11 protein-coding genes and 1 tRNA gene are annotated in these 16,031 nt (G+C 67.0%); 2 read left to right on the top strand and 10 right to left on the bottom strand.

What is annotated here, in order from left to right:
- Positions 1-83 precede the first annotated feature (83 nt).
- From ADL29_RS20515 to ADL29_RS20470, 10 genes are all read right to left on the bottom strand, one after another.
- The gene (locus ADL29_RS20515) at positions 84-3,983 is read right to left on the bottom strand and encodes a DNA-directed RNA polymerase subunit beta' (protein WP_053925084.1); all 3,900 of its coding nucleotides are present in this window, start codon (positions 3,981-3,983) and stop codon (positions 84-86) included.
- A gap of 99 nt (positions 3,984-4,082) precedes the next feature.
- Positions 4,083-7,565, bottom strand: a complete 3,483-nt coding sequence (gene rpoB, locus ADL29_RS20510; RefSeq protein ID WP_053925083.1) for a DNA-directed RNA polymerase subunit beta — start codon at positions 7,563-7,565, stop codon at positions 4,083-4,085.
- 631 nt (positions 7,566-8,196) lie between these two features.
- Positions 8,197-8,583 carry a 50S ribosomal protein L7/L12 gene (rplL, locus tag ADL29_RS20505; protein ID WP_053925082.1) on the bottom strand — a complete coding sequence of 129 codons (387 nt, stop codon included), beginning with the start codon at positions 8,581-8,583 and terminating at the stop codon, positions 8,197-8,199.
- Between the two features lie 126 nt (positions 8,584-8,709).
- Positions 8,710-9,240, bottom strand: coding sequence for a 50S ribosomal protein L10 (gene rplJ / locus ADL29_RS20500; RefSeq protein ID WP_046927436.1), 531 nt, complete (start codon positions 9,238-9,240; stop codon positions 8,710-8,712).
- 329 nt (positions 9,241-9,569) lie between these two features.
- Positions 9,570-10,415 (bottom strand): SCO4651 family lipoprotein, encoded by an 846-nt coding sequence (locus ADL29_RS20495; protein WP_053925081.1) that lies wholly within the window; start codon positions 10,413-10,415, stop codon positions 9,570-9,572.
- A gap of 149 nt (positions 10,416-10,564) precedes the next feature.
- Positions 10,565-11,281, bottom strand: coding sequence for a 50S ribosomal protein L1 (rplA, locus tag ADL29_RS20490; RefSeq protein ID WP_053925080.1), 717 nt, complete (start codon positions 11,279-11,281; stop codon positions 10,565-10,567).
- Between the two features lie 79 nt (positions 11,282-11,360).
- Positions 11,361-11,795 (bottom strand): 50S ribosomal protein L11, encoded by a 435-nt coding sequence (gene rplK / locus ADL29_RS20485; protein WP_016571043.1) that lies wholly within the window; start codon positions 11,793-11,795, stop codon positions 11,361-11,363.
- Between the two features lie 161 nt (positions 11,796-11,956).
- A complete protein-coding gene (nusG, locus tag ADL29_RS20480) occupies positions 11,957-12,811 on the bottom strand; it encodes a transcription termination/antitermination protein NusG (RefSeq protein ID WP_053925079.1) in 855 nt (284 codons plus the stop codon).
- 73 nt (positions 12,812-12,884) lie between these two features.
- A complete protein-coding gene (gene secE / locus ADL29_RS20475) occupies positions 12,885-13,181 on the bottom strand; it encodes a preprotein translocase subunit SecE (RefSeq protein ID WP_046927433.1) in 297 nt (98 codons plus the stop codon).
- A 109-nt stretch (positions 13,182-13,290) separates the two neighbouring features.
- A tRNA-Trp gene (locus tag ADL29_RS20470) sits at positions 13,291-13,363 on the bottom strand.
- Between the two features lie 194 nt (positions 13,364-13,557).
- On the opposite strand from ADL29_RS20470, the gene ADL29_RS20465 reads away from it, so the two are divergent.
- Complete coding sequence (locus ADL29_RS20465) at positions 13,558-14,793, top strand: pyridoxal phosphate-dependent aminotransferase (RefSeq protein ID WP_053925078.1); 1,236 nt, start codon at positions 13,558-13,560, stop codon at positions 14,791-14,793.
- Between the two features lie 144 nt (positions 14,794-14,937).
- Positions 14,938-15,957, top strand: a complete 1,020-nt coding sequence (locus ADL29_RS20460; protein ID WP_046927431.1) for an adenosine deaminase — start codon at positions 14,938-14,940, stop codon at positions 15,955-15,957.
- The last annotated feature ends 74 nt before the right edge of the window (positions 15,958-16,031 follow it).

Here is a 16,031-nt window from a genome sequence, read left to right as displayed (position 1 = left end):
AACGCGAATCCGGGTGGCGCCGCCGAACGCCGCAGGGCGGCCACCCCGTGAGGGATGACCGCCCTGCGCCGACTGCAACGGGCTTACTGGTTGTACGGCCCGTAGTCGTAGTCCTCCAGCGGAACAGCCTGGCCGGAGCCGGTGCCGAAGGGCGAGTAGTCGATGTCGTCGTAACCGACGGCCGAGTACATCGCGGCCTTGGCCTCCTCGGTGGGCTCGACCCGGATGTTGCGGTAGCGGGACAGACCCGTACCGGCCGGGATGAGCTTACCGATGATGACGTTCTCCTTGAGGCCGATGAGGCTGTCGGACTTGGCGTTGATCGCCGCGTCCGTCAGGACTCGGGTCGTCTCCTGGAAGGAGGCGGCCGACAGCCAGGATTCCGTCGCCAGCGAAGCCTTGGTGATACCCATCAGCTGCGGACGGCCGGAGGCCGGGTGGCCACCCTCCGCCACGACGCGACGGTTCTCACCCTCGAACTTCGTGCGCTCCACCAGCTCGCCCGGCAGCAGCTCCGCGTCGCCGGACTCGATGATCGTCACGCGGCGCAGCATCTGCCGGATGATGATCTCGATGTGCTTGTCGTGGATCGCCACACCCTGGCTGTTGTAGACCTTCTGGACCTCGCCGACCAGGTGGACCTGGACGGCACGCTGGCCGAGGATCCGCAGCACGTCGTGCGGGTTGATGGCACCCACGGTCAGCGGCTGGCCGACCACGACGTGGTCACCCTCGCCCACCAGCAGACGGGCACGCTTCGAGACGCCGTAAGCCGTCTCGTCCGAGCCGTCGTCCGGGGTGACGATGACCTTCTTGGTCTTCTCGGTCTCCTCGATCCGGACGCGGCCGGCCGCCTCCGAGATCGGGGCGACACCCTTGGGCGTACGGGCCTCGAAGAGCTCGACGACACGCGGCAGACCCAGGGTGATGTCGTCACCGGCCACACCACCGGTGTGGAAGGTACGCATCGTCAGCTGGGTACCGGGCTCACCGATGGACTGGGCGGCGATGATGCCGACCGCCTCACCGATGTCGACCAGCTTGCCGGTGGCCAGCGAACGGCCGTAGCAGTAGGCACAGGTGCCGACCGCCGACTCACAGGTCAGGACCGAGCGGGTCTTGACCTCCTCGACGCCGTTGGCGACCAGCGCGTCGATGAGCACGTCACCGAGGTCGACGTTGGCCGGGGCGACGACCTTGCCGTCCACCACGACGTCCTCGGCGAGCATCCGGGCGTACACGCTGGACTCGACGTCGTCCGCCTTGCGCAGCACGCCGGAGGCGTCCTTCGAGGCGATCCGCAGCTTGAGGCCACGCTCCGTACCGCAGTCCTCCTCGCGAATGATGACGTCCTGGGAGACGTCGACCAGACGACGGGTGAGGTAACCGGAGTCGGCGGTACGCAGGGCGGTGTCCGCCAGACCCTTACGGGCACCGTGCGTGGAGATGAAGTACTCCAGCACGGACAGACCCTCGCGGAACGACGCCTTGATCGGACGCGGGATGGTCTCGTTCTTCGCGTTCGACACCAGACCACGCATACCGGCGATCTGCCGCATCTGCATCATGTTTCCTCGGGCACCCGAGTCAACCATCATGAAGATGGGGTTCGTCTTGGGGAAGTTCTCGTTCATCGCCTCGGCGACCTCGTTGGTCGCCTTGGTCCAGATGTTGATCAGTTCCTGAGTGCGCTCGTCCTTGGTGATCAGACCGCGCTCGTACTGCTTCTGGACCTTCTCGTCCTGGGCCTCGTAGCCCGCGACGATGGCCTTCTTGGCCTCCGGGACGACGATGTCCGAAACGGCGACGGTGACGCCGGAACGGGTCGCCCAGTGGAAACCGGCCGCCTTCAGGTTGTCGAGCGTCGCCGCCACGATGACCTTCGGGTAGCGCTCGGCCAGGTCGTTGACGATCGCGGAGAGCTGCTTCTTGCCCACCGAGTAGTCGACGAACGGGTAGTCCTCGGGCAGCAGCTCGTTGAAGAGCGCGCGGCCCAGGGTCGTCCGCAGGCGGAAGCTGTCACCCTGCTGCCACTCGGGCTCGCCCTCCTCCGGAACCGGCGGGGTCCAGCCGCGGGGCGGGACGGTGCCGATCGGGAAGCGGATGTCGACCTTCGCCTGGAGCGAGAGCTCCTTGGCGTCGAACGCCATGATCGCCTCGGCGGCCGAGCCGAACGCGCGGCCCTCGCCGATGACCTTGCGCTCCTCTTCATCCGTGGTGAGGAAGAAGAGGCCGAGCACCATGTCCTGGGTCGGCATGGTGACCGGACGGCCGTCGGCCGGCTTGAGGATGTTGTTCGAGGACAGCATCAGGATGCGGGCCTCGGCCTGGGCCTCCGCGGACAGCGGGAGGTGGACGGCCATCTGGTCACCGTCGAAGTCCGCGTTGAACGCGGTGCAGACGAGCGGGTGAATCTGAATGGCCTTGCCCTCGACCAGCTGCGGCTCGAAGGCCTGGATGCCCAGACGGTGCAGGGTGGGCGCACGGTTCAGCAGAACCGGGTGCTCCGCGATGACCTCTTCCAGGACGTCGTACACGACCGTGCGGCCGCGCTCGACCATCCGCTTCGCGCTCTTGATGTTCTGCGCGTGGTTGAGGTCCACCAGGCGCTTCATCACGAACGGCTTGAAGAGCTCCAGCGCCATGGCCTTGGGCAGACCGCACTGGTGCAGCTTCAGCTGCGGGCCGACGACGATGACGGAACGCGCCGAGTAGTCGACTCGCTTACCGAGCAGGTTCTGACGGAAGCGGCCCTGCTTGCCCTTGAGCATGTCGGACAGCGACTTCAGCGGACGGTTGCCGGGGCCCGTCACCGGGCGGCCGCGGCGGCCGTTGTCGAAGAGCGCGTCGACGGCCTCCTGGAGCATGCGCTTCTCGTTGTTCACGATGATCTCGGGCGCGCCGAGGTCGAGAAGCCGCTTCAGGCGGTTGTTGCGGTTGATGACGCGGCGGTACAGGTCGTTCAGGTCGGAGGTCGCGAAGCGGCCACCGTCCAGCTGCACCATCGGACGCAGGTCCGGCGGGATCACCGGGATGCAGTCCAGCACCATGCCCTTGGGGCTGTTGCGGGTCTGCAGGAAGGCGGAGACGACCTTGAGGCGCTTGAGCGCACGGGTCTTCTTCTGGCCCTTGCCGGTGCGGATGATCTCGCGGAGGCGCTCGGCCTCCTCCTCGAGGTCGAAGGTCTCCAGGCGCTTCTGCAGGGCAGCGGCACCCATGGAGCCGTCGAAGTACGTGCCGAAGCGGTCACGCAGCTCGCGGTAGAGGAGTTCGTCGCCCTCCAGGTCCTGGACCTTGAGGTTCTTGAAGCGGTTCCAGACCTCGTCGAGACGGTCGATCTCGCGCTGCGCACGGTCGCGCAGCTGCTTCATCTCACGCTCGGCACCCTCGCGCACCTTGCGGCGCACGTCCGCCTTGGCGCCCTCGGCCTCCAGCTCGGCCAGGTCGGTCTCGAGCTTCTTGGCGCGGGCCTCCAGGTCGGAGTCGCGGCGCTGCTCGATCTGCTGACGCTCGACGGAGACGTGCGCCTCCAGCGAGGACAGGTCGCGCGTGCGGCGCTCCTCGTCCACGTACGTGATCATGTACGCGGCGAAGTAGATGACCTTCTCGAGGTCCTTGGGCGCGAGGTCCAGCAGGTAGCCCAGCCGGCTCGGCACACCCTTGAAGTACCAGATGTGGGTAACAGGAGCGGCCAGCTCGATGTGGCCCATCCGCTCACGGCGCACCTTGGCGCGAGTGACCTCGACGCCGCAGCGCTCGCAGATGATGCCCTTGAAGCGGACGCGCTTGTACTTACCGCAGTAGCACTCCCAGTCCCGGGTCGGACCGAAGATCTTCTCGCAGAAGAGTCCGTCCTTTTCGGGCTTGAGGGTGCGGTAGTTGATGGTCTCGGGCTTCTTGACCTCGCCGTGGCTCCACTGACGGATGTCGTCAGCGGTAGCCAGACCGATCCGGAGCTCATCGAAGAAGTTGACGTCGAGCACTATGCGTCAATCCCTCTCAGGGTTGTAAGTCTTGGGGTCTGAAACGGGGGTCCTGGGGCCGGCCGGGGAACCATCACTGGCTCCCCGGCCGAACTCCCGTCAGACCTCTTCGACGCTGCTCGGCTCGCGCCGGGACAGGTCGATGCCGAGCTCCTCCGCAGCGCGGAAGACGTCCTCGTCGGTGTCGCGCATCTCGATGGACATGCCGTCCGAGGACAGCACCTCCACGTTGAGGCACAGGGACTGCATCTCCTTGATGAGCACCTTGAAGGACTCGGGGATGCCGGGCTCGGGGATGTTCTCGCCCTTGACGATGGCCTCGTAGACCTTCACGCGGCCGGTCACGTCGTCGGACTTGATCGTCAGCAGCTCCTGGAGGGCGTATGCGGCGCCGTAAGCCTCCAGCGCCCACACCTCCATCTCACCGAAGCGCTGGCCACCGAACTGAGCCTTACCACCCAGCGGCTGCTGGGTGATCATCGAGTACGGACCGGTCGAACGGGCGTGCAGCTTGTCGTCGACCAGGTGGTGCAGCTTGAGGATGTACATGTACCCGACCGAGATCGGGTCCGGGAACGGCTCACCGGAGCGGCCGTCGAAGAGCTGGGCCTTGCCGGAGCTCTTGACCATCCGCTCGCCGTCGCGGTTGGGAAGCGTCGAGTCGAACAGACCCGCCAGCTCGTCCTCGCGCGCACCGTCGAAGACCGGGGTGGCGACGTTGGTGTTCGGCGCGACGTTGTCGGCGCCGATCGCCTGGAGCCGCTGCTGCCAGTCCTCGGAACCCTCGACCTTCCAGCCCTGGCTGGCGAGCCAGCCGAGGTGGATCTCCAGGACCTGTCCCGGGTTCATTCGGGACGGGACACCCAGCGGGTTGAGGATGATGTCGACCGGGGTGCCGTCCTCCAGGAACGGCATGTCCTCGACCGGCAGGATCTTGGAGATGACGCCCTTGTTGCCGTGACGGCCGGCGAGCTTGTCACCGTCGGTGATCTTGCGCTTCTGGGCGACGTAGACGCGGACCAGCTGGTTCACGCCCGGGGGCAGCTCGTCGCCCTCTTCACGGTCGAAGACGCGGACGCCGATGACCTTGCCGATCTCACCGTGCGGCACCTTCAGCGAGGTGTCGCGCACCTCGCGCGCCTTCTCACCGAAGATCGCACGGAGCAGGCGCTCCTCGGGGGTCAGCTCGGTCTCACCCTTGGGCGTGACCTTGCCGACGAGGATGTCGCCGGCGACGACCTCGGCACCGATCCGGATGATGCCGCGCTCGTCGAGGTCGGAGAGGACCTCCTCGGAGACGTTCGGGATGTCCCGGGTGATCTCCTCGGGGCCCAGCTTGGTGTCACGGGCGTCGACCTCGTGCTCCTCGATGTGGATCGAGGAGAGGACGTCGTCCTGCACGAGGCGCTGCGACAGGATGATCGCGTCCTCGTAGTTGTGACCCTCCCACGGCATGAACGCGACGAGCAGGTTCTTGCCGAGGGCCATCTCGCCCTCTTCGGTGGACGGACCGTCGGCGAGGACCTGGCCCTCGATGACCCGCGCGCCCTCGTCCACGACGACCTTCTGGTTGAAGGAGGTGCCCTGGTTGGAGCGGGTGAACTTGGCGACGCGGTACGTGGTGTACGTGCCGTCGTCGTTGGCGACGGTGATGTAGTCCGCGGAGACCTCCTGGACCACACCGTCCTTCTCCGCCTTGATGACGTCGCCGGCGTCGACCGCGCAGCGGTACTCCATACCGGTACCGACCAGCGGCGACTCCGCCTTGATCAGCGGAACGGCCTGGCGCATCATGTTCGATCCCATGAGCGCGCGGTTGGCGTCGTCGTGCTCGAGGAACGGGATCATGGCGGTCGCGGCCGACACCATCTGGCGCGGCGAGACGTCCATGAAGTCCACCTCGTCGGCGGGGACGAGGTCGACCTCGCCGCCACGACGGCGGACCAGCACACGCTGCTCGGCGAAGCGCATGTCGTCGCTGAGCTTGGCGTTGGCCTGGGCGATCAGGAAGCGGTCCTCCTCATCGGCGGTGAGGTAGTCCACCTCCTCGGTGACCTGACCGTCGACGACCTTGCGGTACGGGGTCTCGATGAAGCCGAAGACGTTGACGCGACCGTAGGAGGCCAGCGAGCCGATCAGACCGATGTTGGGACCTTCAGGGGTCTCGATCGGGCACATACGGCCGTAGTGCGAGGGGTGCACGTCACGGACGTCCAGGCCGGCCCGCTCACGGGAGAGACCACCCGGGCCCAGCGCCGACAGGCGGCGCTTGTGGGTCAGACCCGACAGCGGGTTGGTCTGGTCCATGAACTGCGACAGCTGGCTGGTGCCGAAGAACTCCTTGATGGAGGCGACGACCGGCCGGATGTTGATCAGGGTCTGCGGCGTGATCGCCTCGACGTCCTGGGTGGTCATGCGCTCACGCACGACGCGCTCCATACGGGCCAGACCCGTACGGACCTGGTTCTGGATGAGCTCGCCGACGTTGCGCAGACGACGGTTGCCGAAGTGGTCGATGTCGTCGGTCTCGACGACGATCTCCCGGCCGCTCTCGCCCATCGTCTCGGTCTCGCCGGCGTGCAGCTTGACCAGGTACTTGATGGTGGCGATGACGTCGTCGGTGGTCAGCACGCCCGCGTCGAGCGGCTCTTCGCCACCGAGCTTCTTGTTGACCTTGTAGCGGCCGACCTTGGCGAGGTCGTAGCGCTTGGGGTTGAAGTACAGGTTCTCGAGCAGCGTCTGCGCGGCCTCACGGGTCGGCGGCTCGCCCGGACGCAGCTTGCGGTAGATGTCGAGCAGCGCGTCGTCCTGACCCTGGGTGTGGTCCTTCTCCAGGGTGGCGCGCATGGACTCGTACTCGCCGAACTCCTCGAGGATCTGCTCGGTGGTCCACCCGAGCGCCTTGAGCAGGACGGTGACGGACTGCTTGCGCTTGCGGTCGATACGCACACCGACCATGTCGCGCTTGTCGATCTCCATCTCCAGCCAGGCACCCCGGGACGGGATGATCTTGGCGGAGAAGATGTCCTTGTCGGACGTCTTGTCGATGGAGCTGTCGAAGTACACACCCGGCGAGCGGACCAGCTGCGAGACGACGACACGCTCGGTGCCGTTGATGCAGAAGGTGCCCTTGTTCGTCATGAGCGGGAAGTCGCCCATGAAGACCGTCTGAGACTTGATCTCGCCGGTCTCGTTGTTGGTGAACTCGGCGGTGACGAACAGCGGAGCCGCGTACGTGAAGTCGCGCTCCTTGCACTCGTCGATCGAGTTCTTCGGGGGCTCGAAGCGGTGGTCGCGGAACGTCAGCGACATCGACCCGGAGAAGTCCTCGATCGGCGAGATCTCCTCAAAGATCTCTTCGAGACCGGACTTGGTGGGAACTTCCTGCCCACTCTCCAGCGCAGCCTCGACGCGACCCTTCCATGCGGCATTGCCGAGCAGCCAGTCGAAGCTTTCGGTCTGCAGCGCAAGGAGGTTCGGAACCCCGAGGGGCTCCTTGATCTTCGCAAAAGAGATGCGCAGCGGGGCAGTGCTGTCGCCGTTGTTCGTATTGGCAGTCGAGGCGTTGCGCGAGGCGGCCAAGAGGGGGTCCTTCCGAGGGCTCGGACTCACTACGCGCGTACCGGTCCCGAACGAACAAAGTGAGAGAAACCCCAGGTCAGGGCGTATCATTCAGCAATGCTCGGGCTCGGGTATGCCCCTGGTGACGGGCAGGGAGCAGCTAACAGGCAGCGCAAAGGGTCAGTGTAGCCACTTGGCACACTGATGTCCAGAGCGAGTTTCCGGAGACCGGTTCATCGCCGTGATACCGATCTTCTCCCTCCGGGAGGGTGCGCCCTCCTCGCCGGAGAAGCCCCTCATTGTTCTTCTTCTCTTCGCCCAATGCCCTGCGCCTGCCGAAAGCCCTTGCGCCAGTGGCGCACACCGATGCTTCCCTCTTCGTCCGCGATCCATGCCTCGAACCCTGGATCGCTTCCGCGTCGCGTCCCGAGAATTGCGCGCCGCGTGCGGTTCGTCAAGGCCCCCCACCTCAGGGAGATCGTCACATGGTGGCAGGTCCGGGCAACGAAGATCACCATACTCGCACTCCGGCGCGAGGCAATGCAGCCGTGGCGAGCACGCCGAAGGGCGACCACCCGCATGGGTGATCGCCCTTCGCAGTGTCCAGGTGCGCCATCAGGCGCTCAGGACGTGAGCCCGAGGCTCAGTGGGGTCACTTGACCTCGACGGAGGCGCCGGCGCCCTTGAGGGCCTCGGCGGCCTTCTCCGCGGCGTCCTTGGCGACCTTCTCGAGGACCGGCTTCGGGGTGCCGTCGACGAGGTCCTTGGCCTCCTTCAGACCCAGGGAGGTCAGCTCACGCACGACCTTGATGACCTGGATCTTCTTGTCACCGGCGCCGGTGAGGATGACGTCGAACTCGTCCTGCTCCTCGACGGCCTCGGCGGCGCCACCAGCGGCACCACCGGCGACGACGACCGGCGCGGCAGCGGCGGCGGTGACGTCGAACTTCTCCTCGAACGCCTTCACGAACTCGGAGAGCTCGATGAGGGTCATCTCCTCGAACTGCGCGAGCAGGTCTTCCTGGCTGAGCTTCGCCATGATGGGCGGTCCTTCCACTAATTCGGCTGGTGCCGGATGTACATGTGAGGCGGGCGTACGTTCGGGCCCGCGGTGGCCTTCCTGCCTAGGCGTACCTGGGCGGGAACGACCAATGTGCGAGCCGAATTACTCGGCACCGCCCTGCTCGGCCTGCTTGGCGCGAAGCGCGTCCACGGTGCGGACGAGCTTCGACGGAAGCGCCTGGAAGAGCGACGCAGCCTGGGACTGCTTGCCCTTCATGGCGCCCGCCAGCTTGGCGAGCAGAACCTCGCGGGACTCGAGGTCCGCAAGCTTCTTGATCTCGTCGGCGGACAGGCCCTTGCCGTCAAGGACACCGCCCTTGATGACGAGAGCGGGGTTCTCCTTGGCGAAGTCACGAAGACCCTTCGCCGCCTCGACCGGGTCACCGGTAACGAAGGCGACGGCCGTCGAGCCACTGAGGTGCTCGTCCAGCACGGAGATCCCGGCCTCCTGGGCCGCGATCTTGGTCAGCGTGTTCTTCACCACACGGTACTGAGCGTTCTCGCCGAGAGAACGACGCAGCTCCTTGAGCTGCGCCACAGTCAGTCCGGTGTAAGACGTCACAACAGCTGCGTTGGAGTCACGGAGCTTCTCCGTGATCTCAGCAACTGCTGCGTTCTTCTCAGACGTCGCCATGAGCCTCGGCCTCCTTCCGGGTGATGAGGACCGCGCAGAAGGGGCTGGGCAAAACAAACGCCCCGGCGCAGGCGCACGGGGCGAACTCGACCGGACAGAATTCCGTCCGGGAGCACTTCCACACACAACCTGCGCAGGCCGTCCGCAGCTAGCGGATCCTTCGGCCACCACGCGCCCGTTATCGGACGTGCAGAGACAACCAGCGGTCTTTGGCTTCGTGGGTACGGTACGGGAGAGGCCCGCGGTCAGGCAAATCGGCCGGAGCGGGGGCATCGGTGACGTCCCCGCTCCGGCCTCTGTTCACGCCCGGCTCACGTCCGGCGCGCCGGTCAGCTGCCGGGACGCTCCATCACCTGGCTCGCCGGCGGCGGGGTCACATCGACCTTGTCGCCGTAGGCCGAGTAGAACACGACCGCGGTCTGGGTGCTGCCGAGCTTCTCCTGCTTCTTGACCAGCAGGTTGTTCGAGTCGATCCAGACGTCGAGCTTCTCGCTCTTGTCCTTGGACTTCGCCAGCTGCTTGCGCAGCGCCTCCTGGGCCGCCGGGCTGAGCCTCTTGCCCTGCACGTCCAGCGTGATCGTGCCGCTGTAGTGAGTCGCCTGGACGCCGCGGACGTCTTCCTTGCCGACCACCTTGAGGTCCCCGGCGGCGGTCATCCACTCGATCGGCTGGCTCGGGTTGGCGGTCGAGAGCACTTCCTTGATCAGCTGACCGCCGTTCGGCTGCTTCGACAGGGAGGCGTACGAATGCTTCGCCCAGGGCTTGCCACCGGGCAGGCCCATGTTCATGTACACCGCGTCCTTGGTGTACAGGGCCTTCATGGGCCGGCCCTTGCCGCCGGGCGGGGACACCTCGATGTTCATCTGGGTGCCGTCGCTCCAGTCCACCCCGCCCTTGCTGTCCTGCTGCCCCGCAGCGGACGTGATCGTGCTGTCCAGCTTCACGGACTTCTTGGCATCGGTCGCCGCCTTCGCGGCGTTCAGCGCGTCCAGCGGGCTCGAGGCCGGGTCCTTCGCCGGGTCGCTGCCGCCGGTGCTGCTGCCGCCGGTGCTGCTGCTACCGCCGGTGCTGCCCCCGGCCTTGTCACCATCGCTGCCCTTGTCGTTACAGGCGCTCAGACCGGCCACCATGATGACAACCCCCGCCGCGATGGCGGTCATACGCGTGCTACGCACTTGAGGCTCCCCCTTAGTTCTCCTTATGGACCTCGGCGCCGACTGTAGTGCAGGGCACCGACAGCACATGCGTCAGGCCCCGTTTTCCCTGGGGAAAACGGGGCCTGACGTTCCGATCACACGCTACGGCGGATCACCCGCCCAGAGGCTCAGACAGCCTCGTCCTCCACAAGGAGGTTGCGGGTGCGGTTGGAGTCCAGCGGGATGCCGGGGCCCATCGTGGTGGTGATGGTGGCCTTCTTGATGTAGCGGCCCTTCGCGGCGGACGGCTTGAGGCGGTTGATCTCCTCGAGCGCCGCGGCGTAGTTCTCCACCAGCTTGGTGTCGTCGAAGGACACCTTGCCGATGATGAAGTGGAGGTTCGCGTGCTTGTCCACGCGGAACTCGATCTTGCCGCCCTTGATGTCCGTGACGGCCTTCGCCACGTCCGGGGTGACGGTGCCGGTCTTCGGGTTCGGCATCAGACCACGGGGACCGAGCACGCGGCCGAGGCGGCCGACCTTGCCCATCAGGTCCGGGGTGGCGACGACGGCGTCGAAGTCCAGACGGCCCTTGGAGACCTCGTCGATCAGTTCGTCCGAGCCGACGATGTCGGCGCCGGCGGCTTCCGCGGCCGCAGCACGGTCACCGGTCGCGAAGACCAGGACCCGGGCGGTCTTGCCGGTGCCGTGCGGGAGGTTCACGGTGCCACGGACCATCTGGTCGGCCTTGCGCGGGTCGACACCCAGACGCATGGCAACCTCGACGGTCGCGTCGAACTTGGCGGCGGAGGTCTCCTTGGCGAGACGGACGGCCTCGAGCGGGGCGTACAGACGCTCCCGGTCGATCTTCGCGTCCGCGTTGCGAAGAGTCTTGCTGCGCTTCACTTCTGCTCCTGATGCAGTGGGGTGGAGTCGTGGTGCGGACCAGCGCCTGGTCCTGCCACGGATTGCCTGAAGGGGCTGATCAGCCCTCGACCGTGATGCCCATGGAACGGGCGGTGCCGGCGATGATCTTCGACGCGGCGTCCAGGTCGTTGGCGTTCAGGTCGGGCATCTTGGTGGTGGCGATCTCGCGGACCTGCGCCTCGGTGATCTTGGCGACCTTGGTCTTGTGCGGCTCGCCGGAGCCCTTCTCCACGCCCGCGGCCTTCAGGATGAGCTTGGCGGCCGGCGGAGTCTTGGTGACGAAGGTGAAGGAACGGTCCTCGTAGACCGTGATCTCCACCGGCACGACCATGCCACGCTGCGACTCGGTCGCGGCGTTGTAGGCCTTGCAGAACTCCATGATGTTGACGCCGTGCTGACCCAGCGCGGGGCCGACCGGCGGAGCCGGGTTGGCGGCACCGGCCTGGATCTGGAGCTTGATAAGCCCCGTGACCTTCTTCTTCTTGGGAGGCATGCTCTCTCCGGGTCCTAGTGAGAGGTGGTTCGCCCCGCAATCCGGTCATCCGGATGGAGGCATACCGCACAACGATAACGGGTATGGATGCGCGGCCAAAAACCGAGCAGGTCAGACCGGCTCCGCAGAGCCCGTCTGACCTGTCCGGCAAATCTTCTGGATCAGTTCTTCTGGATCTGGTCGAAGCTCAGCTCGACCGGCGTCTCGCGGCCGAAGATCTCGACGAGGCCCTTGACCTTCTTCGAGTCGGCGTTGATCTCGTTGATCGTCGCCTGCAGCGTCGCGAACGGGCCGTCGGTGACGGTGACGGAGTCGCCCACCTCGAAGTCCAGCACCTGGACCTCGACCTTGCGGGACGGGGCCGGCTTGCCCTCGGCCGCGGCGGCCTCCTTGGCGGCCTTCTCCTCGGCCTCCGGGGCGAGCATCTTGACGATCTCGTCCAGCGTCAGCGGGTAGGGGTCGTAGGCGTTGCCGACGAATCCCGTGACACCCGGGGTGTTACGGACGACGCCCCAGGACTCGTTCGTCAGGTCCATCCGCACCAGCACATAGCCCGGGAGCTTGTTCTGGCGGATGGTCTTGCGCTCGCCGTTCTTGATCTGGGCGACCTCTTCCTGCGGCACCTCGGCCTGGAAGATGTAGTCCTCGACGTTCAGCGAGACGGCGCGCTGCTCGAGGTTGGTCTTCACGCGGTTCTCGTAGCCCGCGTAGGTGTGGATGACGTACCACTCACCGGGGAGGCCACGCAGCTCGTCGCGGAGAGCGGCCACCGGGTCGACCGGCTCCTGCTCCTCCTCGGACGCGCTCTCGGCGTCCTCCTCGACCGTCACCGCGGCTTCTTCGGCGGGCTCGCCGGCGGCAGCGTCCTCGGCGTCGAGCTCGTCCGCACCGTCGGCGCTCTCGACGATCTCCACAGAGGTGTCGTCGCCCTCGACCTCGGCCGAGACGGCCGCGTCAACGTCGGCCTCTGCAGCCGCGACGGGCTCGGCGGCGTCGTTCAGGTTCGGGTCAGACACGTGGCTGCTTCTTCCTTGCTTCAAGGGGTTGAACGTGCGAAGGGCCGCCCCCGCTGAGGCACCCTCCGCGGGATCAGCCGAAGACGTACCCGACGACTCGGTTGATTCCCAAGTCAATCACGGTTACGAGACCAATGATGATGGCCACGAAGACGATCACCACGGTGGTGTACGACGACAGCTGGCTGCGCGTGGGCCAGACGACCTTGCGGAGCTCCGCCACGACCTGGCGGTAGAAGAGCGCAAGACGCGCGAAAGGCCCCTTCTTGCCGCGCTTACCGCCACGACGGGGCTTCTTCTGGGATTCCGCGGTCTCGTCCTCGGAACGACCGCGCTCAGGCATGTCGATGGAGCCCAGGGCGTCCGTCACTCGTCCTCACCTGAATCCGGGTCGTGGCCGTGCCGCGCCCGGTTGAGCCGCACGGCGGTGCAATCCATACGTACGCGTGCACGCACCTTGGTGAAGAAAGTGCGTGTAGCAGGGCCGGAGGGACTTGAACCCCCAACCGCTGGTTTTGGAGACCAGTGCTCTACCAATTGAGCTACGACCCTTTGTGGTTCCCCCAACCTACCGCATACGACCGAGTGCACTACGTGCGTGTGTCGCGGCGGCCTGTTCGGAGCCAACGGTCAGCGAGTGTACGTGCTCGAGCGCCGGGCGTCGAACAGAAACCTCGCGCAACGGTCCCGGGACGTGCCCGCAAACCCGTGCACCGGGCTCCCGGGCGGTCTGCGACGATGCCTGTATGAGCGCTGCCACTCCTTCCGCATCGTCCCCCACCGAGCGCCGGGTCTCCGCCCGCATCGGTGCGATCTCCGAGTCCGCCACCCTCGCCGTCGACGCCAAGGCCAAGGCCCTCAAGGCCGCCGGGCGCCCGGTCATCGGCTTCGGCGCCGGTGAGCCCGACTTCCCCACGCCCGACTACATCGTCGAGGCGGCCGTCGAGGCGTGCCGTAACCCGAAGTTCCACCGCTACACGCCGGCCGGCGGCCTCCCCGAGCTGAAGGCCGCGATCGTCGAGAAGACCCGGCGCGACTCCGGCTACGAGATCGAGGCCGCCAACGTCCTGGTCACCAACGGCGGCAAGCAGGCCATCTACGAGGCGTTCGCGGCCATCGTCGACCCCGGCGACGAGGTCATCATCCCGGCCCCGTACTGGACCACCTACCCCGAGTCGATCCAGCTCGCGGGCGGTGTGCCGGTCCCGGTGGTCGCCGACGAGACGACCGGCTACCGCGTCACCGTCGAGCAGCTGGAGGCCGCGCGTACGGAGAAGACCAAGGTCCTGGTCTTCGTCTCGCCCTCGAACCCGACCGGCGCGGTCTACCCCCGCGAGCAGGTCGAGGCGGTCGGCCGCTGGGCCGCCGAGCACGGTCTGTGGGTGCTGACCGACGAGATCTACGAGCACCTGGTCTACGGCGACGCGCAGTTCTCCTCGCTGCCGGTGGCCGTGCCCGAGCTGCGCGACAAGTGCATCGTCGTCAACGGTGTGGCCAAGACGTATGCGATGACCGGCTGGCGGGTGGGCTGGGTGATCGGCCCCAAGGACGTCGTCAAGGCCGCCACGAACCTCCAGTCGCACGCGACCTCCAACGTCTCCAACGTCGCGCAGGCCGCGGCCCTCGCGGCGGTCTCCGGTGACCTCACGGCCGTCGAGGAGATGAAGGTCGCCTTCGACCGCCGCCGCCGCAAGATCGTGCAGATGCTCAACGAGATCGACGGTGTGCTCTGCCCCGAGCCGGAGGGCGCGTTCTACGCGTACCCGTCGGTGAAGGAGCTCCTGGGCAAGGAGATCCGCGGCAAGCGCCCGCAGACCAGCGTCGAGCTGGCCGAGCTGATCCTGGAGGAGGCCGAGGTCGCCGTCGTCCCGGGCGAGGCCTTCGGCACCCCCGGCTACCTGCGGCTTTCGTATGCGCTGGGCGACGAGGACCTGGTGGAGGGCGTGTCCCGGGTCCAGAAGCTGCTGGCGGAGGCCAAGTAGGCAGTCGAGCAGGCAGCCACCTCCTCACGTGAGGAGGTGACGGGCGGGGCCGGAGCATCTTCCGGCCCCGTTCGCGCTTTCGGCAGGCCCTTCGTTCGGGGCGGGACCTATCGGCGTGGCGCCCGCATACGGCAATATCTGCGGATGGAGCGCCTCCGTGATCTGCGTCAATTGCCCAAGGCCCATCTGCACCTGCACTTCACCGGTTCGATGCGGGCCACGACCCTGCTGGAGCTCGCCGACAAGTACGGCGTGCATCTGCCGGACGCGCTCACGGGCGGCGAGCCGCCCAGGCTGAGGGCGACCGACGAGCGCGGCTGGTTCCGTTTCCAGCGGCTCTACGACATCGCCCGGTCGTGTCTGCGCTCGCCGGAGGACATCCAGCGGCTGGTGCGCGAGGCCGCCGAGGAGGACGTCCGGGACGGGTCCGGGTGGCTGGAGATCCAGGTCGACCCGACCTCGTACGCGCCGCGGCTGGGCGGGCTGATCCCGGCGCTGGAGATCATTCTGGACGCGGTCGGGCGCGCCTCGCGGGACACCGGTCTGGGCATCCGCGTCCTGGTGGCCGCGAACCGTATGAAGCACCCCCTGGACGCCCGGACGCTGGCCCGGCTCGCGGTCCGCTACGCGGATCAGGGCGTGGTCGGCTTCGGGCTCTCGAATGACGAACGCCGCGGTTTCGCGCGGGACTTCGACCGGGCCTTCGCCATCGCACGGGACGGTGGGCTGCTGGCGGCGCCGCACGGCGGCGAGCTGTCGGGCCCGGCGAGCGTGCGGGACTGCCTGGACGATCTGCACGCGGGACGGATCGGGCACGGCGTACGGGCGGCGGAGGATCCGAAGCTGCTGCGGCGGCTGGCTCAGCGCGGGGTGACCTGTGAGGTGTGCCCGGCGTCGAATGTGGCGCTGGGGGTGTACGAGAAGCCGGAGGACGTACCGCTGCGGACGCTGTTCGAGGCGGGGGTGCCGATGGCGCTGGGTGCGGACGATCCGCTGCTGTTCGGCGCGCGGCTGGCCGCGCAGTACGAGATCGCCCGTACCGCGCACGGCTTCTCGGACGCGGAACTGGCCGAGCTCGCCCGTCAGTCGGTCCGCGGCTCCCAGGCGCCCCAGGAGGACCGCCAACGGCTGCTGGCGGACATCGACGCCTGGCTGGCGGCGTAAGGCCCGCAGCGGCCGCCTGGCGCCGTTCTGGCGGCTCCGGGCGGCCGTCTGGGACGCCTTGGACGCCTTGGACG

The sequence above is a fragment of the Streptomyces chattanoogensis genome, assembly GCF_001294335.1.
Lineage (GTDB): Bacteria > Actinomycetota > Actinomycetes > Streptomycetales > Streptomycetaceae > Streptomyces > Streptomyces chattanoogensis.
The sequence above is the reverse complement of the archived record's forward strand: the minus strand, read 5'-3'. Positions and strand labels throughout refer to the sequence as shown.